Annotated in this window: 18 protein-coding genes, 1 rRNA gene and 1 riboswitch; all 19 genes read right to left on the reverse strand. The window is 50.7% G+C overall.

Annotated elements, in window-relative coordinates; genetic code table 11:
* Positions 1-8: 8 nt before the first annotated feature.
* Positions 9-704 carry a heptaprenylglyceryl phosphate synthase gene (gene pcrB / locus KNQ15_RS14220; RefSeq protein WP_214729829.1) on the reverse strand — a complete coding sequence of 232 codons (696 nt, stop codon included), beginning with the start codon at positions 702-704 and terminating at the stop codon, positions 9-11.
* A gap of 62 nt (positions 705-766) precedes the next feature.
* Positions 767-991, reverse strand: a complete 225-nt coding sequence (locus KNQ15_RS14225; protein ID WP_035398958.1) for a hypothetical protein — start codon at positions 989-991, stop codon at positions 767-769.
* A gap of 12 nt (positions 992-1,003) precedes the next feature.
* Positions 1,004-2,383 carry a TrkH family potassium uptake protein gene (locus tag KNQ15_RS14230; protein WP_029340750.1) on the reverse strand — a complete coding sequence of 460 codons (1,380 nt, stop codon included), beginning with the start codon at positions 2,381-2,383 and terminating at the stop codon, positions 1,004-1,006.
* A gap of 37 nt (positions 2,384-2,420) precedes the next feature.
* Entirely contained in the window at positions 2,421-2,735 is a 315-nt protein-coding gene (locus KNQ15_RS14235; RefSeq protein ID WP_023467078.1) for a YerC/YecD family TrpR-related protein, read from the reverse strand.
* Positions 2,736-2,803: 68 nt separating this feature from the next.
* A complete protein-coding gene (locus KNQ15_RS14240; RefSeq protein WP_064300875.1) occupies positions 2,804-4,543 on the reverse strand; it encodes an adenine deaminase C-terminal domain-containing protein in 1,740 nt (579 codons plus the stop codon).
* A 210-nt stretch (positions 4,544-4,753) separates the two neighbouring features.
* Complete coding sequence (gene purD / locus KNQ15_RS14245; RefSeq protein ID WP_214729830.1) at positions 4,754-6,016, reverse strand: phosphoribosylamine--glycine ligase; 1,263 nt, start codon at positions 6,014-6,016, stop codon at positions 4,754-4,756.
* Positions 6,017-6,031: 15 nt separating this feature from the next.
* Entirely contained in the window at positions 6,032-7,552 is a 1,521-nt protein-coding gene (purH, locus tag KNQ15_RS14250; protein ID WP_029340747.1) for a bifunctional phosphoribosylaminoimidazolecarboxamide formyltransferase/IMP cyclohydrolase, read from the reverse strand.
* Complete coding sequence (gene purN / locus KNQ15_RS14255) at positions 7,549-8,124, reverse strand: phosphoribosylglycinamide formyltransferase (protein ID WP_035412293.1); 576 nt, start codon at positions 8,122-8,124, stop codon at positions 7,549-7,551. Before purN ends, purH begins: the two co-directional genes overlap by 4 nt.
* Positions 8,121-9,155: a phosphoribosylformylglycinamidine cyclo-ligase gene (gene purM / locus KNQ15_RS14260; RefSeq protein ID WP_214729831.1), complete on the reverse strand. Its 1,035-nt coding sequence runs from the start codon at positions 9,153-9,155 to the stop codon at positions 8,121-8,123. Before purM ends, purN begins: the two co-directional genes overlap by 4 nt.
* A gap of 16 nt (positions 9,156-9,171) precedes the next feature.
* On the reverse strand, positions 9,172-10,581 hold the full coding sequence (gene purF / locus KNQ15_RS14265) for an amidophosphoribosyltransferase (protein ID WP_214729832.1): 1,410 nt from the start codon (positions 10,579-10,581) through the stop codon (positions 9,172-9,174).
* Positions 10,557-12,776 (reverse strand): phosphoribosylformylglycinamidine synthase subunit PurL, encoded by a 2,220-nt coding sequence (gene purL, locus KNQ15_RS14270; protein ID WP_214729833.1) that lies wholly within the window; start codon positions 12,774-12,776, stop codon positions 10,557-10,559. The genes purF and purL overlap by 25 nt, the downstream gene beginning before the upstream one ends.
* Positions 12,757-13,440 (reverse strand): phosphoribosylformylglycinamidine synthase subunit PurQ, encoded by a 684-nt coding sequence (purQ, locus tag KNQ15_RS14275; RefSeq protein ID WP_050678983.1) that lies wholly within the window; start codon positions 13,438-13,440, stop codon positions 12,757-12,759. Before purQ ends, purL begins: the two co-directional genes overlap by 20 nt.
* The gene (gene purS, locus KNQ15_RS14280; protein WP_023467069.1) at positions 13,437-13,685 is read right to left on the reverse strand and encodes a phosphoribosylformylglycinamidine synthase subunit PurS; all 249 of its coding nucleotides are present in this window, start codon (positions 13,683-13,685) and stop codon (positions 13,437-13,439) included. Before purS ends, purQ begins: the two co-directional genes overlap by 4 nt.
* On the reverse strand, positions 13,682-14,389 hold the full coding sequence (gene purC / locus KNQ15_RS14285) for a phosphoribosylaminoimidazolesuccinocarboxamide synthase (RefSeq protein WP_214729834.1): 708 nt from the start codon (positions 14,387-14,389) through the stop codon (positions 13,682-13,684). Before purC ends, purS begins: the two co-directional genes overlap by 4 nt.
* A gap of 59 nt (positions 14,390-14,448) precedes the next feature.
* Positions 14,449-15,744 carry an adenylosuccinate lyase gene (purB, locus tag KNQ15_RS14290; RefSeq protein ID WP_029340741.1) on the reverse strand — a complete coding sequence of 432 codons (1,296 nt, stop codon included), beginning with the start codon at positions 15,742-15,744 and terminating at the stop codon, positions 14,449-14,451.
* Positions 15,741-16,844 carry a 5-(carboxyamino)imidazole ribonucleotide synthase gene (gene purK, locus KNQ15_RS14295; RefSeq protein WP_214729835.1) on the reverse strand — a complete coding sequence of 368 codons (1,104 nt, stop codon included), beginning with the start codon at positions 16,842-16,844 and terminating at the stop codon, positions 15,741-15,743. The genes purB and purK overlap by 4 nt, the downstream gene beginning before the upstream one ends.
* The gene (purE, locus tag KNQ15_RS14300) at positions 16,841-17,332 is read right to left on the reverse strand and encodes a 5-(carboxyamino)imidazole ribonucleotide mutase (protein WP_029340739.1); all 492 of its coding nucleotides are present in this window, start codon (positions 17,330-17,332) and stop codon (positions 16,841-16,843) included. The genes purK and purE overlap by 4 nt, the downstream gene beginning before the upstream one ends.
* Before the next feature lie 89 nt (positions 17,333-17,421).
* Positions 17,422-17,523: riboswitch (purine riboswitch) on the reverse strand.
* A gap of 208 nt (positions 17,524-17,731) precedes the next feature.
* Positions 17,732-17,929 (reverse strand): NETI motif-containing protein, encoded by a 198-nt coding sequence (locus KNQ15_RS14305; RefSeq protein ID WP_029340738.1) that lies wholly within the window; start codon positions 17,927-17,929, stop codon positions 17,732-17,734.
* 99 nt (positions 17,930-18,028) lie between these two features.
* A 5S ribosomal RNA gene (gene rrf, locus KNQ15_RS14310) occupies positions 18,029-18,116 on the reverse strand; the annotation flags it as partial.

The raw sequence follows: 18,116 nt of genomic DNA on the forward strand, positions 1-18,116 counted from the left end.
CCTATATTTTATCGTGTCGCTGCGACGGTCGCAAGCGCTGCTTTTAAATCCTCATAAATGACGTTCCCGACGACGATCGTATCCGCATACTGCAGCATCTCACGCGCTCGCTCTTCGGAGTCGATTCCTCCACCGTAAAACAGGCGTGCCTGCTTCAAGACATCGCGAACGGCTGCGACTCGGTCCGGTTCCCCGTAAACGCCGCTGTATTCGAGATACACGACCGGTAGACGGAAGACGCTATCCGCTAACTGCGCATAAGCGACGGTCTCATCTAATGTTAGCGGTTTTGCTTGTGTCACATGCGCGACCTTCGCATCAGGATTCAGGACGATATACCCTTCCCCGACAAGATCAGCATGCGCCAGCATATGACCGACTTGTTCTAACGCCTCGACTTGTTTTTCAACGACGTACTCTAATGTTCCCGCATTCAGGACCGTCGGTGTCAGATACGTATCAAATCCCATCGTTGCGGCTTCGAGTTCAGAAATCTCGAGTGCCACTGCGACTGGATACCGGCGCAAACGCATCAAGAGATCAAGCGTCGCATCGAGTGTGATGTCATCCGTTCCACCGACAAGAATCGCATCCGTTCCGGACGTCGCAATCGCCTGCAGGCTCGCATCATCGATTAGTTTTGCTGGATCTAGTTTAAAGACATGTCGCCATTCATTAAAAGGTAATAACACGGTTCGTCCCATCCTCTCTTTCTCATTCCACATTCAGTATAAAACAAAAAACCATCTCGCGCAGGGCGAGATGGTTAGACGTGTGTCCGTCGTTTCGTCAAGAGTGACGCCAGTAACAACGCAAAGACCGCATATACCGGCACGAACGCCCACGGTTCTGCCAAAAAGAAGCCGAGTACCGGAACGTCCAGTAACGGTGAATCCGGTGAACAGAGTGCTCGCCCATTGACGAGCGCCAAAAACGGTAAGACAGGAACAGCAAAGATATAGGCGAAGTTGATCCAAAAGGCACGTTTCATAAAAGAGCCTCCTTATCCGATAATGACGGATTCCTTCGGATAATTGTAGTTACGTTTCGGTTGGTTCGCTTTCAACAGAAGAACGAACGAGATGACACCGATTCGACCAATGAACATCAGCACAGACAACGTCCATTTTCCGATATCCGATAATTGATCCGTGATGCCGAGCGATAGACCGGTCGTTCCGAACGCTGAACAAGCTTCAAAAAACAGCACGAGGAACGGTGCGTCTTCGACAAGTAACAAGACGATTAATCCGACCATCGTCACACCAGTTGAGACGACAATGACGACGAATGCTTTCCAGATGTCTGACTGACCGATCTCACGACCAAAGATTTTAATCCCGTATTCGCCTCGGATGAAGGCGATGACACTCAAAACGGCGACAGCGAACGTCGTCGTTCGAATCCCCCCACCAACGGAAGACGGTGACGCTCCGATGAACATCAAGAGCGACAAGACGAAAATCGATGCCTGCGAGAAGGACGTGATGTCGACCGTCGTCAATCCCCCGTTTCGGGTCGTGACGGATTGGAACAAGGCGTCGACAAGCTTCTCATCGATCGGTAGACCTTTAAAGGATTGGTTCCATTCAAATAGCAGCAATGCTACCGTTCCGAATAGGACGAGAATGAAGAACGTTGACGCTGTCAATTTCGTAAAGAGTGAAAAATGATACGGTTGACGTGTCGCTTGGCGTGTCGCCCGGTACGAGATGTAGCGCCGGACTTCAACGAGTACAGGAAACCCGATTGCGCCGAGCGTCAACAACAAAATTTGCATGAAGACGACGAACAAATCACCGCGAAACGGTAGTAACGATTCACCCGTGATATCAAAACCGGCATTCGTCGTCGCACTGACCGAACCGAACAGTCCTTGGAGCATCGCTTCACCGAGTGTCGGAAAATACTTCGTATAGTACAGCCCGAGAATCAATGCCCCGATCAATTCAATCGAAACGATGATCAAGATGACTTCGCGAATGTATTTGACGACCCCTTGCATCGTCGTCTGGTTCTGATCTCGGACGACGAGTTGACGTTCCCGAAAGCCGATTCGTTTTCCGAGAATGACCCACATCGCGATATGAAGCGACATCAAACCAATTCCGCTGACTTGCACTAAAATCATGATCATGAAGTAGCCGAATGTCGTGAAGGTTTCTGAGACCGAGACCGTCGTCAAACCTGTGACACTGACACAACTAACCGCCATGAAGACGAGGTCCGTGAAGTCCCAGTTGTAGTCTCCCTTGGTCGACCACGGCAGACCGAGCATGATGATTCCGATGATGACCGCAACGAAGTAGATGATGACGAGCGACTGGATGGGCGTCAGCCTTCGAATGAAATGTTGAATTTTATGTTGTAACGCAAAATCCATATCGGTGCGCCCTCCTTCATAGAAGTAGCGGATAACATTAGTTATCCGCTACTTCTTGCTCGATAAGACCTAGGCGGGCAAGCGCCAGATCATAACCGCCCGAACCGTAGTTCAAGCAACGTTTGACACGCGAGATCGTTGCTGTTGAAGCACCGGTCGCCTTTTCGATTTTGTGATACGTATTGCCTTCACGTAATTGACGTGCGACTTCAAGACGTTGGGCGAGCGCCTGGATTTCATTGACGGTCGCTAAGTCTTCGAACAACGTATAACAATCTTCTAATGAATCCATCTTCATGATCGCTGTAAATAACTGATCCAATTCTTTTCCACGCAATTTATCGAGTTGCATCTTGTGACTCCCTTTCCCATTCAATTGCTCTTTAATAGTTTAAAGCGCGACGTTTTAAAATTCAAGCGTCATCGCAAAATCGCTGGGAAAAGGACTTTTTTCCGAAGGACTTCGTATATTCCCTGCGGTGTGATCCGCACATATGGCAAGTGAGTCGACGCTAGGAATAGCAACGTATAGACAGGATCTTCAAACGCATAACCGCGTTCGAACAAGGCTTCCCGTAGAGCGGTTTCCTGAACGATCAAATCTTCGAGTGGCAAGTCGGACGTCTGCCCCATCAAGGTCAACGGAACTTCAGCGATGACTTCTCCGTCCTCGACGAGAACGATTCCGCCACCGAACGCTTTCATGCGATCAAACGCGACTTGCATGTCTCGTTTCGATTTACCGATCATCAAGATATCACCGCTAATCGAGTACGAACTGACGAGGCCTCCGACTTGTGTCGCAAAGTTTTTCAGAACGGTATTCAGTCGCCACTTCCCTTCCCGGTCGAGTAACATCAGGAAGGATTCATCACATCCTGCCGGTAGCACAGGCACACTTGTATCGTGTTCGACTTGATAGAGCTTCATGATGACGGAATTGACCATCTCAAGACCAACCGGCATGCTGAACGAGAAATCCTGTTCCGTTAACGAAACCTGGACTTCCGAGCGTGGCATGAGCGCATAGACTGCATCAAGCGCTTCTGCCGGGTAACATGGGATGTCTGCTTGACGGACCCATGTGCCGCGCGCAAGCACGGCGACAGGTGTCGGGGCATCTTTTGCCTCAAGGAAATTAAGATGCGCGATTCGTCCTGGTGCGATACTCCCGAGTAGATGATCGAGATTAAAATGACGCGCTGCATTGTACGACGCGATCCGGTACGCTTCTTCGACCGGGATGCCTGCCTCAAGCATCAATCGAATCGTCTCATCCATCATGCCCGCTTTATAGAAGGACGGCGTTGAACCATCTGTCGTCACGAGTACCTTATCGAACTGCGTCAACCCTGCTTCGACGAGACCTTTAAAGATATCCGGTAGATCCGGACGAATCGATGAATAACGAATCGTCGTCGTGTAGCCGAGTTCAAGACGTGTCATCGCCTCTTCGACCGTCATCGCTTCGTGATCACTCGTCACGCCGTACAGCGCCATCTTCGTCAACGTCTTCGCTGAAGCCCCAGGGAAATGACCTTCGATTGGTTTTCCGAGTTTGATCGCATCCTGCATCCAGTGAAGCAGTTCATCATCCCCTTGCGAGAGACGTGGCCATCCCGTCAACTCTCCCGCTTGGATGACTTGTGGATGCTTGAGCCACGCTTGAATCCGGCGATTATCGATCGAGATACTATCGGCATCAAGCTCGGTCTGCGCGTCGAGTCGTGCCCACCAGTACATCGAGGTCGGTAGGTCCGCTAACGCTTCGACTTGAGCAAACGCTTGCTCCGTCGGCTCTAATAATAACAACATGTTGTCGTTGACGAGGGTCGATGTTCCTCGCTCTGCTGCGAATTTTGCAAGACTCGCTGGATTATAAAGTTGAAACGGATGGGCATGGGGTTCAATGTAACCGGGTACGATATATTGACCTGTCGCATCATGGTAGGCATCGGCTTGTTCCGGCATCTCTGGACCGACATAGACGATCCGGTCGCCACTAATCCAGATATTCGCCGTCCGCCATGCTTTGACACCATGATTCAGGTAAGTGGCATTCTGTATGACAAGTGTCGGTGCAAGCTTTCCGCTGATGACCGCTTGGTGTGTTCGTACTTCAGATTTCGTCCAAGGGGATCTTCCACAATTTTTTTTCACGAAAGCTCGACCTCCTTTGTTTTATTGAAAACGCTTTCTTATAGTTCTTATACTAAAATGTTGCTAAGTAAGTTTCAAGAAGTTTTGCCCCGTTCCGGATTCATTTGGTCAAAATAACACAAATTCGCCATGGAAGACAAATCTTTTCGTGCACTTCGCCAAGAAACAAAAAACCAGACGCGACTCTATCGAGCACGTCTGGTTCAGATATCATGATTCATGCGAGGCACGAAAGGCTTTTTGAGCGATATCAGTTCGGTAAAAGAATGGCTGGTCCGTCACGTCTGGTAAGTTCGCATAGACCTGTTCAACAGCCTGCTCGATCGTCTCGGCACGGCTGACACAGACGAGGACACGTCCACCGGCTGAGACAAGTTGATCGTCTCGTTCTGCCGTTCCGGCATGAAAGACGAGAAGACCGTCCCCAATCTGATCAAGTGGAATCGCTTGTCCCGTTTTTGGTGCTTCCGGATATCCTTCTGCTGCGACGACGACACCGACAGCTGCTTGGTCCGTCCAAACGACTTCTGGTGTCTGTCCGTCTATCAGCGGCATGATGACATCAAGCAACGGTGTCTCTAAGCGCGGAAGAATGACTTCTGTTTCCGGATCACCGAACCGAGCATTGAACTCGATGACGAACGGTCCTTGTTTCGTCAGCATCAGACCGGCATAGAGGAAACCGGTGAACGGAATTCCTTCGCTTGCCATCTGATCGACGAGCGGCTGAATGATGCGATCAACAGCTTCTGTCGTCAGCGCTGCTTCGTCCCACTGAGGAAGCGGAGAATACGCGCCCATTCCTCCTGTGTTCGGACCTAGGTCACCGTCAAATGCCCGTTTGTGATCTTGCGACAACACCATCGGAATGACCGTCTCCTCGTGGACGAACGCCATCAACGAACATTCTTCCCCCACCAAACACTCTTCGATGACAACGCGGCTTTGTTGACCGTATTCCCCGGCAAACGTATCGTGGATTGCTGCAAGTGCTTGGTCCACGGTTTCTGCGACCGTGACTCCTTTTCCGGCAGCAAGTCCGTCGGCTTTGATGACGATCGGTGCACCCGCTTTGCGAACATACGCCTCTGCGTCTGCTGCTGAAGTAAAGACGGCATGAGCAGCGGTCGGAATACCGGCACGCGCCATCAATTCTTTCGCGAACTGTTTACTTCCTTCGATCGCTGCCGCTTCCCGTGTCGGTCCGAAGATCTGCAATCCCGCTGCCTGAAAGGCGTTAACGACTCCGAGAACAAGTGGTCCTTCTGGTCCGACGATCGTCCAATCGATCTGTTCGTCTTGTGCGAACGTCACGAGTTCATCGATAGCATCTTCGGCGATCGGAACACATGTGGCTTGTGTCATCCCGGCATTCCCAGGCGCAGCATACACTGTCTCGATCCGTTCATCCTGTGCCAGCTTCCAGACGAGCGCGTGTTCACGCCCTCCTTTACCAATCACCAATACCTTCATTCAAATCGCCTCCGCTTAGTGTTTGAAATGTCGAACGTTCGTAAAGACCATCGTAATGCCATGTTTGTTACACGCATCGATCGACTCTTGGTCGCGAATCGAGCCGCCTGGTTGAATGATTGCCGTAATGCCAGCTGCTGCTGCCGCTTCGACTGTATCACCCATTGGGAAGAAGGCATCGGAAGCAAGTGACGCACCAACTGCTTTTTCTCCGGCTTGTGTAATCGCGATGTTCGCTGAACCAACACGGTTCATCTGTCCTGCACCAACACCGACCGTCACTTCGTCCTTCGCGAGAACGATCGCGTTCGACTTGACGTGTTTGACGGCACGCCATGCGAGTTTCAAGTCTTCCCATTCCGCTGCTGTCGGCTTGCGGTCTGTCACGACGCGTGCTGCCGCATCATCAAGCGTCTCATCGTCACTGTCTTGGACGAGCATGCCGCCAGCGACTGCCGTATAACGGATTGCTTGGACACGTTTGACGTCGAGTTCAAGCAGACGGATGTTCTTTTTCGCTGACAACAAGGCAAATGCTTCTTCCGTGAAGGATGGGGCGATGATGATTTCAAGGAAGATGCCGCTTAACTGTTCTGCTGTCTCTAAGTCAACTTCACGGTTCAAGGCGACGATGCCACCGAAGATCGACACCGGATCGGCTGCATGCGCGCGGCGGAATGCCTCTCCGATCGTTGGACCGACGGCAACACCACACGGGTTCATGTGTTTAACAACGACAGCTGCTGCTTCGCGGAACTCGTCGAGAATTTCGAGTGCAGCGTTCGCATCTTGAATGTTGTTATACGACAACTCTTTACCATGCAACTGTTTCGCTGAAGCGAGAGATGCTCCACGGTAAATCGGTGTTTTATAAAAGGCTGCTTCTTGGTGTGGATTTTCTCCATAACGAAGATCCTGGACTTTCTCAAGCGTGATTGTCAACTGATCCGGGAACTTCTCGCCTGTTTGCGTCAAGAAATAATCCGCGATCAACGCATCGTACGCCGCTGTATGACGGAAGGCTTTCGCCGCAAGACGTTGACGTGTCTCAAACGTCGTACCGCCTTCACGAATCTCGGCAACGACCGTTTCGTAATCAGCTGGGTCGACGACGACCGTTACAGCCGCGTGGTTCTTCGCTGCAGATCGTAACATGCTTGGACCACCGATATCGATGTTCTCAATCGCATCCGCATACGCAACGTCTTCTTGTAAAACTGTCTGCTTGAACGGATACAGATTGACGACGACGAAATCAATCGGTTGAATCTGTTGCGCAGCCATCTGTTCGCGATGGGATTCAAGATCACGACGACCAAGTAGTCCACCGTGGACCATCGGATGAAGTGTCTTGACACGTCCATCGAGCATCTCTGGGAATTGTGTGACTTCACTGATACCAATGACCGGAAGCCCAGCTTCCTCTAATGCTTGATGTGTTCCGCCTGTCGAGACAAGCTCGATACCTGCTTCGTGAAACGCTCGTCCTAGTTCGACGATCCCTGTTTTATCCGACACACTAATTAACGCTCTCATACGTTTGCCTCCTCTTTCATCCACTCTTCGATGACTTGCGGATACAGTCTATGTTCGACACGCTGAATCGCTTGTTGCAACGTTTCACGCGTCATCTCTTCTGTAATCCGAACGGCTTCTTGAGCCATGATGGGTCCTGTGTCCATTCCTTCATCGACTATATGAATTGTAACACCTGTGATTTTAACTCCGCCACGAAACGCTTGTCCGATCGCATCTTTTCCCGGGAACGCCGGAAGCAGCGACGGATGAATGTTGACGATTCGCCCTGCGTACCGTCCGAGCAACTCTTCCCCGATCAAACGCATGTAACCGGCAAGGATGATCCGTTCAACACCTTTTGCTTCAAGACGAGCGATGATCTCCCGCTCAAAGCTCGGTTTATCGGGATAGTCCTTTGCTCGAAAGACGAAGACGTCACATCCACGTCGTTTTGCTCGCTCGATGACTGTTGCGTCCGGTTGGTCGCAGACGATTAGTTCGATCGAGGCATGTAACGTCCCTGCCTCGATTGCTTCAAAAAGTGCTTCGACATTACTACCGCTTCCTGATGCAAAACAGGCGATCTTCATGCGTCGACCCCTTGAATCCGGACACCTTCTTGATCGGTCACGTGACCAATCACGTACGCCGTCTCATTTTCACGAGCGAGGCGTGCCGTTACTTCCGCGACATCTTCCGGTTTGACGATCAACATGAAACCAATCCCCATGTTGAAGACATTATACATGTCATGTCGTGGCAGATCACCCGCTTGCTCGAGCCAGTCGAAGACCGGTAACGTCGGCCACTTTTTCGGATCAAACGATGCACCAAGACCCTCTGGCAAGACGCGTGGTACGTTCTCGTAGAATCCACCACCCGTAATATGGACCATCGCTTGAATCTTTTCCGTCTCAATGGCAGCTTTGACCGCTTCGACGTAGATACGTGTCGGCATGAGAAGGGCATTACCAAGCGTATGACCGAGCATCATGACTTCATCTTCGTAGCTAAGGCCACTCTCGGCGACAATTTTACGGACAAGTGAGAACCCATTTGAATGGACACCGGACGAAGCAAGACCGAGAATGACATCGCCTGCTGCGACCTTGTCACCGGTAATCAATTTTTGCTTCTCAACGGCACCGACGGCAAAACCAGCGATGTCGTATTCACCATCCGCATACATCCCTGGCATTTCTGCCGTCTCACCACCAATCAACGTACAGCCCGCTTGGACACATCCTTCAGCAACACCGGCGACGATCCGTTCGATCTTCGCTGGAATCGCCTGACCGAGCGCGATGTAGTCGAGGAAATAAAGCGGTTCTGCACCTTGGACGATGATATCGTTCACACACATCGCAACACAGTCGATCCCGATCGTATCGTGTTGTTCAAGTGCGAAGGCAAGCTTGAGTTTCGTACCGACCCCGTCTGTCCCACTGACGAGGACCGGTTCTTTCAACTGCAATTGGCTGAGGTCGAACATCGCACCAAAGCTACCGAGTCCCGTTAATACTTCTTTGCGCATCGAACGGGCGACGTGTTTTTTCATTCGAGTGACGGACTCATATCCTGCCGTCAGACTCACACCTGCTGCTTCGTAATGTTTGCTCATGTTCTTCCCCCATCTATCAAAGTTTAGCTTCTAACTCGAGCGAACCGAGCGGTGTCGGATACTCTCCTGTGAAGCAAGCGGTACATTGTCCTTTTAATGGTCCTTCAAACGGGCGGTCGATTGCATCGACCATCCCCGGTACAGTTAGGAACTCAAGTGAATCCGCACCGATTTCTTGACGGATTTCTTCCGGCATCAACCGGGCAGAGATCAACTCGTCTTTTGACGATGTATCAATCCCGTAATAACATGGATTCGTAATCGGTGGTGCCGTGATGCGGACATGAACTTCCGTTGCACCGGCTTCACGTAATAAACCGACGATGCGGCGACTCGTCGTTCCCCGGACGATCGAATCATCGACCATGATGACACGCTTCCCTTGTACGACACCGCGTAACGCAGACAACTTCATTTTGACCCCACGTTCCCGTAACTCCTGTGACGGCTGGATGAACGTCCGTCCGACATAACGATTCTTGATCAATCCCATTTCATACGGAATACCACTCGCTTCCGCGTAACCGATCGCTGCCGAGATACTGGAATCCGGTACCCCTGTAACGACGTCTGCTTCGACCGGTGCTTCTTCATACATCTTTTTCCCGAGTGCTTTACGAGCCGTATGAACGTTGACGCCATCAATGATTGAATCCGGACGTGAGAAGTAGATGTATTCCATCGAACACATCGCTCGTTCGCGTGGTTCCATGTATTGACGAGACGACATGCCGTGTTCTGTGATCGTCACGAGCTCTCCCGGCTCGATATCACGAATGAACTCTGCACCGACGATATCAAAGGCACATGTCTCTGACGCAAATACGATGCCGCCGTCCGGTGTCTTCCCGAGTGACAGTGGACGCAGTCCGTGTGGATCAACCGCCACGAATAGCGTGTCTTCCGTTAAGAAAAGAAAAGCGAACGCCCCGACAAGACGGGCGAGACTGTCGGCAATCCGGTCTTCGAGGGTGTCGAGCTTACTGCGTTTAACGAGATGGGCGACGACTTCCGTATCACTCGTCGTCTGAAAGATGGCACCCTCTGCTTCTAACAGGTGCTTCAGTGAATCCGCGTTGACGAGGTTTCCGTTATGTGCGAGAGCAAGATCACCCGTCCGAGATTTGAAATGTAGCGGTTGAGTGTTCTCAAGCGTGTTTCCCCCTGCTGTCGAATATCGGACATGTCCGATCGCATGATGTCCGTTAAGATTCGTCAGTGTCTCTTCCGAAAAGACTTCCGTTACGAGTCCTTGCCCGCGGTGCGGGAAGAGGTCGTCACCGTCACTCGTGACGATGCCTGCCCCTTCCTGTCCCCGGTGTTGCAAGCTATGCAAGCCGTAATAAGCAAGTTGCGCTGCATTCGGTTGTCCGAAGATCCCGAAGACGCCACACTCCTCATTTAGTCCTTTGATGTCATATAACACGCGATTGCTCCTTCCCAGTCTCCCTGTAAGGTCGAACGGTCTGCTTCGATCCGTGTCTCTGCCGTTTCGATGACGAGAAGCTCATCGTTCGTGACGACACCGATCGCTTGAGCACCAGTCCGTTGTTCGAATGCTGTGACGTGCGCTTGTGGCACAGTGACGATGAAGCGTGATTGCGATTCGCTGAACAGGTGTAAGGTCGGTCCGTCGAACTGAACGGTCAACCCGAGGTTCGTCCCAAACGTCATCTCAGCGAGAGCGATTGCGAGACCGCCTTCTGACACATCATGCATCGCATTGACTTCACCTGCTTGTACTGCCTGCTGTAACAATTGTAAGCGTGCGTGTTCGATTGCTAAATCAATCTGTGGTGCGCGACCGAATGATTTACCGAATTGCATATATTGAAGCTCACTACCACCAAACTCGGCTGTTGTTTCTCCTAATAGATAAATCTGGTCACCCGCTTGTTTGACGTGTTGTGTTGTGATCCATTCAGTTTGCTCGTGTAATCCAACCATTCCGACGACCGGTGTCGGGTGAACCGCTTGACCGGCTGACTCATTGTAGAGTGAGACGTTTCCACCGATGACAGGTGTCTCAAGGACACGACATGCTTCTGCCATACCGGCCGTTGCTTGTTGCAATTGCCAGAAGCCTTCTGGTTTATCCGGATTTCCGAAGTTCAGGCAATCCGTGATGGCGAGTGGTGTCGCCCCGCTCGCGACGATATTACGTGCTGCTTCTGCAACGGCGATCTGTCCACCGACATATGGATCCAAGTAGACGAAGCGACTGTTGCAGTCGGTCGTCATGGCGAGTGCCTTGTTCGTACCACGGACACGGATAACGGCTGCATCTGATCCCGGTGCGACGACCGTCGATGTCTGGACCATATGATCGTACTGATCGTAGACCCAGCGTTTTGAAGCGATCGTCGGCTGACGAAGTAGTGCTCGCCATGTCTCAACAACGTCCTCGACGACTGGAAGTGTCTCTTCCATCGCTTGAAATTCTTCATAATACGCAGGAACGCGAGATGGTTTTTCATAGACTGGTGCTTCTTCCGCTAACGCGTCAACCGGAACTTCCGCCACGATATCCCCATGATGGATCAACCGTAAGACTTTCTCTTCAATGACTTCTCCGACGTGAACGGCATGGAGCCCCCATTTGCTAACGATTGCTTCAATCTCTGCTTCGCGCCCCCGTTTGACGACGAGTAACATCCGCTCTTGTGATTCCGAGAGCATCATTTCGTAAGCCGTCATCCCAGTCTCCCGTTGCGGGACGTCATCGAGGTGCATCTCGATGCCCATACCTGCTTTCGAAGCCATCTCTGCTGAAGAAGATGTCAGTCCGGCAGCACCCATGTCCTGCATTCCGACGAGCGCTGGATGACCAACGATCTCAAGACACGCTTCAATCAATAGCTTCTCCATGAACGGATCACCGACTTGAACAGCCGGACGTTTTGCTTCTGTATCCTCTCCGAGATCCTCCGAGGCAAACGTCGCACCATGGATTCCGTCGCGCCCAGTAGCTGCACCGACATACATGACTGAGTTTCCGACACCTTTTGCCTGACCTTTTTGAATATCGGCATGGTTGATCAAACCGATACACATCGCGTTGACGAGCGGATTGCCTTCATACGAACGATCAAATCCAATCTCTCCACCAATCGTCGGAATCCCGACACAGTTGCCGTAACCCGCGATTCCGGCGACGACTTGTTCGAACAGTTGATTGACACGTGGTGTACCGAGATGACCGAAACGAAGCGAGTTCATGAGTGCGACCGGTCGTGCGCCCATCGAGAAGATGTCACGAATGATTCCGCCGACGCCTGTCGCAGCCCCTTGGTACGGTTCAACAGCGGATGGATGGTTGTGGCTTTCAATCTTAAAGACGACTGCCTGCTCATCGCCGATATCAACGACACCCGCTCCTTCCCCTGGTCCTTGCAAGACACGTGGTCCAGTCGTCGGGAATTGACGAAGGACGGGTTTAGATGTCTTGTATGAACAATGCTCAGACCACATGACTGAGAACAATCCCGTTTCAGTGTAGTTCGGTTGGCGTCCGAGTAAATCGACGACCATCTGGTACTCTGTATCACTTAAGCCCATCGTGGCATAGACGCGTTGCTCTTGAATCAATTCTGGTGTTGGTTCAGACTGTTGTTTTAGCATGGTGTGCCCCCTGTTTGACGAGTGAAGTAAAGAGTTTCAATCCATCTGTTCCGCCGGTCAAGAGTTCGACCGCTCGTTCTGGGTGTGGCATCATCCCGAGAACGTTGCCGGCTTTGTTCGTGATTCCGGCGATATCACCGCGTGAGCCGTTCGGGTTATCGACATACGTGAAGGCGATTTGCCCGTTCGTTTGCAGCATCGCGTAAGTCGCATCGTCGCAATAGTAGTTTCCTTCGCCGTGCGCGATCGGAATCGAGATCGTCTCGCCTGGCAGATAATCCGATGTAAAACGTGTCTTCGTATTTTCAACCTTCAGTTCAACCGTCCGGCACATGAACTTCAAGCCGTTGTTTCGATGCAAGACACCTGGTAAGAGTCCCGCTTCGACAAGGATCTGGAATCCATTACACACTCCGAGGACCGTTTTCCCTTCTGCTGCGAAGCGTTTGACTTCTTCCATGATTGGTGAGAAGCGCGCGATTGCGCCGCAACGGAGGTAATCTCCGTAAGAGAAGCCGCCTGGTAATAGGACGCCATCGTAGCCTTCAAGTGATGTTTCGGTATGAAAGACATATTCAGCTTCTTCTCCGAGCGCATCCTTGACCGCATGGTACATATCTAAATCACAGTTCGATCCCGGAAAGACGATGACCGCGAACTTCATGCTGGCGTCACCTCTTCGATCGTAATCTGGTAATCTTCCATCACCGTGTTGACGAGTAATTTTTGACACATCTCATGAATCATCGCTTCTGTCGTTTCCGTCTCAACGAGCAGTTCAATCTGTTTTCCGATTCGAACACTTTCGACACCCGTAAAACCAAGCTGTTGCAATCCGCCTTTTACAGCAACTCCTTGTGGATCTAAAATGCTTTCCCGTAATGCGATCGATACGATGACTTTTTTCATTGTGTGTTTCCCCCTAGGCGATTGAATAGTGTTTGGTAAGTCTCTGTCAGTGAACCGATATTGCGGCGGAAGACATCTTTATCGAGATGCTCTCCGGTCGCTTGATCCCACAGGCGGCATGTATCAGGTGAAATCTCATCAGCCAGTAGAATCGTTCCGTCGGCCATCTTGCCGTACTCCAGTTTAAAATCAATCAACGTGATCCCGTTTTGACGGAAGTAAGGTTGTAATACTTTGTTTACGCGAAGCGCTTCAGCAGATAACTGTTTCAACTCTTCAGAAGTCGCAATCTTCAGTAAATTGATGTGTGACGAGGTGACGAGTGGATCGCCTAACGTATCATCTTTATAGTAGAACTCAACGATTGGTGTTTCGAGCACCGTACCTTCTTCGATACCGAGCCGTTTACTCAAGCTCCCCGCGACGACGTTTCGGACAACGACTTCGAGTGGGATGATGGTGACACGACGTACGAGCTGTTCGCGCTCCGAGACACGCTCAATAAAATGTGTCGGAATGCCCGCTTGTTCGAGGATTTCAAAGAAATGACTCGTCAATCGGTTGTTCAATTCGCCTTTTCCAGCAAAGGTTTCTTTTTTCTCGCCGTTGAATGCCGTGGCCTCGTCTTTATAGACGATCCGGAGCACATCCTGCTCCTGCGTCGTGTACAATCGTTTTGCTTTTCCTTCATAAAGTGGTTGCATCGCTTTCGTCCCCCATGATCCTAAGATGTAGACGGGGCAAGTGCCCCGTCTCAGGTTGATTAGTTCAAGCCACACCGTTCAAAGATTTCATCGACGCGACTCGTATGGTACGTCGGATCGAAACACGCATCGAGCTCTTCTTCTGTGAAAAGCTGTTGAATCTCTTCTTCTTGCCACAACAAGTCACGGAACATGATTTGTTCTTCCCACGCCTGCATCGCACGCGGTTGAACGAAATCATAGGCGGCTTCACGCGACCAGCCTTTTTCGATTAAAGCGAGTAAGACATGTCCAGAGAAAATGACACCAAACGTCCGGTCCATGTTCCGCTTCATGTTGTCCGGGAAGACCGTCAAGTTCTTCACGATGTTTCCGAAACGGTTCAACATGTAGTTAAGCAATCCTGTTGCGTCCGGAAGAATGATACGTTCTGCCGAAGAATGCGAGATATCCCGTTCGTGCCAGAGTGAGACGTTCTCGTACGCTGTCACCATGTGTCCACGGATGACTCGGGCAAGACCTGTCATGTTCTCTGAACCGATCGGATTCCGCTTATGCGGCATCGCCGATGATCCTTTTTGACCTTTAGCGAAGAATTCTTCGACTTCACGTGTTTCCGTCTTTTGCAGACCCCGGATTTCCGTTGCCATCTTTTCGATTGATGTTGCAATCAGAGCAAGTGTCGACATGTAGTGTGCATGACGATCACGTTGTAACGTTTGCGTTGAGACCGGAGCCGGTTTTGTTCCTAACTTTTCGCAGACATACTTTTCAATGAATGGATCGATGTTTGCGAATGTTCCGACGGCACCTGACATCTTGCCGTATTCGACCGTCTCACGTGCTGCTTCAAAACGGACTTTGTTTCGTTTCATCTCTTCATACCAAAGCGCTAGTTTCAGACCGAACGTCGTCGGTTCTGCATGTACGCCATGCGTTCGTCCCATCATGACCGTATATTTATGTTCGTTCGCTTTGACTTTTAAGATGTCGATGAACCGATCGAGATCCGCAGCAAGAATGTCGTTTGCTTGCTTCAACAGATACGAGAGTGCTGTATCGACGACGTCCGTTGACGTGAGTCCGTAATGCACCCACTTGCGTTCTTCTCCGAGTGTTTCAGAGACGGCACGCGTGAAGGCGATGACATCATGACGTGTCTCTTGCTCGATCTCAAGGATGCGGTTGACATCAAATGAGGCATTGTCCCAAAGCAACTGGACGTCCTCTTTCGGGATGACCCCTAGTTCACTCCATGCTTCACACGCAAGAATCTCGACTTTTAACCAAGCCTCGAATTTGTTTTGTTCGGTCCAGATCGCTTTCATCTCAGGACGTGTATACCGTTCGATCATTGAACTGTCTCCTTCCATATCGACAGGCGTTCGACTTCTGCCAAAGCATCGTCGACGGTGTCCGCAAGAATGTTTAAATGGCCCATCTTGCGCCCTGTCTTGGCTTCTGCTTTTCCATATAAGTGAACTTTCGTCCGAGCGTCTAATCTCGGTAGTTCCTCGTATAATGCTGTGACATGCTGACCCAGGATGTTCGCCATGACGACCGGTGTCGTCAGACGGGTATCACCGAGTGGGAGACCACTGATGGCACGGATATGTTGCTCGAATTGGGATGTTTCACAAGCATCGATTGAATAGTGACCCGAATTGTGTGGTCGGGGTGCTAGTTCATTGACGGTCAGTCGAGAACCGACGACGAACAACTCGATGGCCAGTGTACCGATCAGACCGACGGCATCCGCGATGGATTCGGCGAGCGCAATCGCTTCTTGTTCGAGCGATTCAGAAATCCGTGCCGGTACGATCGATAGATGCAAAATGTTTTCTCGATGTATGTTCTCACTGACCGGGAAGACGCGTGTCTCTGTTGCGCTTCGAGTGACGATGACGGAAATTTCTTGATCAAACGGTAACCACTGCTCCGCGACATACTCTGTCGGTTCAAATCCTTCGATTGCCGCTTGGAACTGTTCTTCCGTCCGAATGACGGTCTGTCCCTTTCCGTCATATCCGAATCGTGCTGTCTTCAAGACGAATGGTAACCCGAGTCGCTGTTTTGCTTCCTCTAAGTCAGAAGGATGCGTCACCGGATAATACGGAGCGACGGAGCGCCCAATGCGTTCAATCATCTCTTTTTCCCGTACCCGATGTTGCGTTTGAAAAAGAAGATCGGTGCCGTGAATCAGTTTCGTTCCGATTGCTTCAGCGACTTCCGTCGAGATGTTCTCGAATTCGTAGGTGACGACATCCGATTCAGCTGCGAGTTGTTTTGCTGCCTCGACATCCGAAAAATCAGCTTGGATGTGTTGATCCGCCACTTGCGCACACGGTGCGTTGTCCGTTGGATCGAGTGTCAAAATCTCAAAGCCCATCTCACGCGCTGACAGAGCCATCATTCGACCGAGTTGACCGCCGCCTAGTATCCCAATTCGTTTCATAGCAGGTTCCCTCCAGATGCAATGACGTCTCCTTCTAGTTCGACACGCATATGATCGAGCTTGCGGGCAAGTCGTTCATTTTGAATCGAAAGAATTTGAGCAGCTAGCAATCCGGCGTTTTTTGCGCCTGCTTCTCCGATCGCGACCGTTGCGACCGGTACACCACCTGGCATTTGAACGATCGAGAGCAAGGAATCAATTCCTTGGAGCGCTCTACTTTTCACAGGAACACCGATGACGGGTAATGTCGTTTTAGCGGCAACCATGCCCGGTAGATGAGCAGCACCGCCTGCACCGGCAATGATGACCTTCAGTCCTCGTTCACGTGCCGATTCAGCATAACGAAACATCAGATCCGGTGTCCGGTGTGCGGAAACGACTTTCTTTTCGTACGGAATCTCAAGTTGCTCCAACACATCGCATGTATGCTTCATCGTTTCCCAATCCGATTGACTTCCCATGATGACGCCGACTTCTACATTTCCCATCGCTGTTTCCTCCTTTGTGCATAAAAAAAGCCCAAACCACGGCTAAAAGGGTGGCTTAGGGTATAAAAAGGTACGCCAAAGAAATATCGACGAACATCCATATACCCCATAGTCCAACGATTTAGGGTCGTTGGGTAGAAACTTGCAAGCCATATCCCTGCTATTATACGAGGTGTTTATATTCAATCATCCTGTCACGACTTCATCTTAACAAGTCCATCCCAAGGCGTCAACCAAAGGCGAACAATTTAATTGTCTGAAAATTTATCGTTCGGTTTTAAAAGGTGTTTTTTTAATTTCATCTAGTGTCCATTCGGAGTTTATTTTCTCTGGAGACATCAAATGAAATAAAGTATAAAAAAAGCATCGTCCGATTCATTCGGACGATGCTTGAAGTAGTTATTCGCTCTCTTTCACTTTGCAATCGAAGACGATTTGCTGACGAATTGGATACGGTTCGCCATTAGCGTCTAATCCAAAGATCGGCTCTTCTCGTCGGACCGTCGGGCGGTATCCCATGGCATCGATACGATCCAAACAAGCACCAATCGTCTCGTTCTCTTCGACGGCTACGCGTAGTTTCGTTTTTTTCGCCATATCCCTGTTCAGTCCCTTCATTAAAATAGATGCATGCCTTTCTACAAAAAGACACAAAAAAGCGGCGGCCCTTGAGCGTATGCTCCAGAACCACCGTTTGCCTGGCAACGTCCTATCCTCACAGGGGGAAGCCCCCAACTACTTTCGGCGTTCAAGTGCTTAACTTCCGTGTTCGGCATGGGAACGG

The organism is Exiguobacterium sp. s168, from assembly GCF_018619035.1.
Classification (GTDB): Bacteria; Bacillota; Bacilli; order Exiguobacteriales; family Exiguobacteriaceae; genus Exiguobacterium_A; species Exiguobacterium_A acetylicum.

Bases quoted from the DNA above. Each gene is read 5' to 3' on its own strand.
- pcrB (WP_214729829.1), bottom strand. From the start codon at position 704: ATGGGACGAACCGTGTTATTACCTTTTAATGAATGGCGACATGTCTTT.
- KNQ15_RS14225 (WP_035398958.1), bottom strand. From the start codon at position 991: ATGAAACGTGCCTTTTGGATCAACTTCGCCTATATCTTTGCTGTTCCT.
- KNQ15_RS14230 (WP_029340750.1), bottom strand. From the start codon at position 2,383: ATGGATTTTGCGTTACAACATAAAATTCAACATTTCATTCGAAGGCTG.
- KNQ15_RS14235 (WP_023467078.1), bottom strand. From the start codon at position 2,735: ATGCAACTCGATAAATTGCGTGGAAAAGAATTGGATCAGTTATTTACA.
- purD (WP_214729830.1), bottom strand. From the start codon at position 6,016: ATGAAGGTATTGGTGATTGGTAAAGGAGGGCGTGAACACGCGCTCGTC.
- purH (WP_029340747.1), bottom strand. From the start codon at position 7,552: ATGAGAGCGTTAATTAGTGTGTCGGATAAAACAGGGATCGTCGAACTA.
- purN (WP_035412293.1), bottom strand. From the start codon at position 8,124: ATGAAGATCGCCTGTTTTGCATCAGGAAGCGGTAGTAATGTCGAAGCA.
- purM (WP_214729831.1), bottom strand. From the start codon at position 9,155: ATGAGCAAACATTACGAAGCAGCAGGTGTGAGTCTGACGGCAGGATAT.
- purL (WP_214729833.1), bottom strand. From the start codon at position 12,776: ATGCTAAAACAACAGTCTGAACCAACACCAGAATTGATTCAAGAGCAA.
- purQ (WP_050678983.1), bottom strand. From the start codon at position 13,440: ATGAAGTTCGCGGTCATCGTCTTTCCGGGATCGAACTGTGATTTAGAT.
- purS (WP_023467069.1), bottom strand. From the start codon at position 13,685: ATGAAAAAAGTCATCGTATCGATCGCATTACGGGAAAGCATTTTAGAT.
- purC (WP_214729834.1), bottom strand. From the start codon at position 14,389: ATGCAACCACTTTATGAAGGAAAAGCAAAACGATTGTACACGACGCAG.
- purB (WP_029340741.1), bottom strand. From the start codon at position 15,744: ATGATCGAACGGTATACACGTCCTGAGATGAAAGCGATCTGGACCGAA.
- purK (WP_214729835.1), bottom strand. From the start codon at position 16,844: ATGAAACGAATTGGGATACTAGGCGGCGGTCAACTCGGTCGAATGATG.
- purE (WP_029340739.1), bottom strand. From the start codon at position 17,332: ATGGGAAATGTAGAAGTCGGCGTCATCATGGGAAGTCAATCGGATTGG.
- KNQ15_RS14305 (WP_029340738.1), bottom strand. From the start codon at position 17,929: ATGGCGAAAAAAACGAAACTACGCGTAGCCGTCGAAGAGAACGAGACG.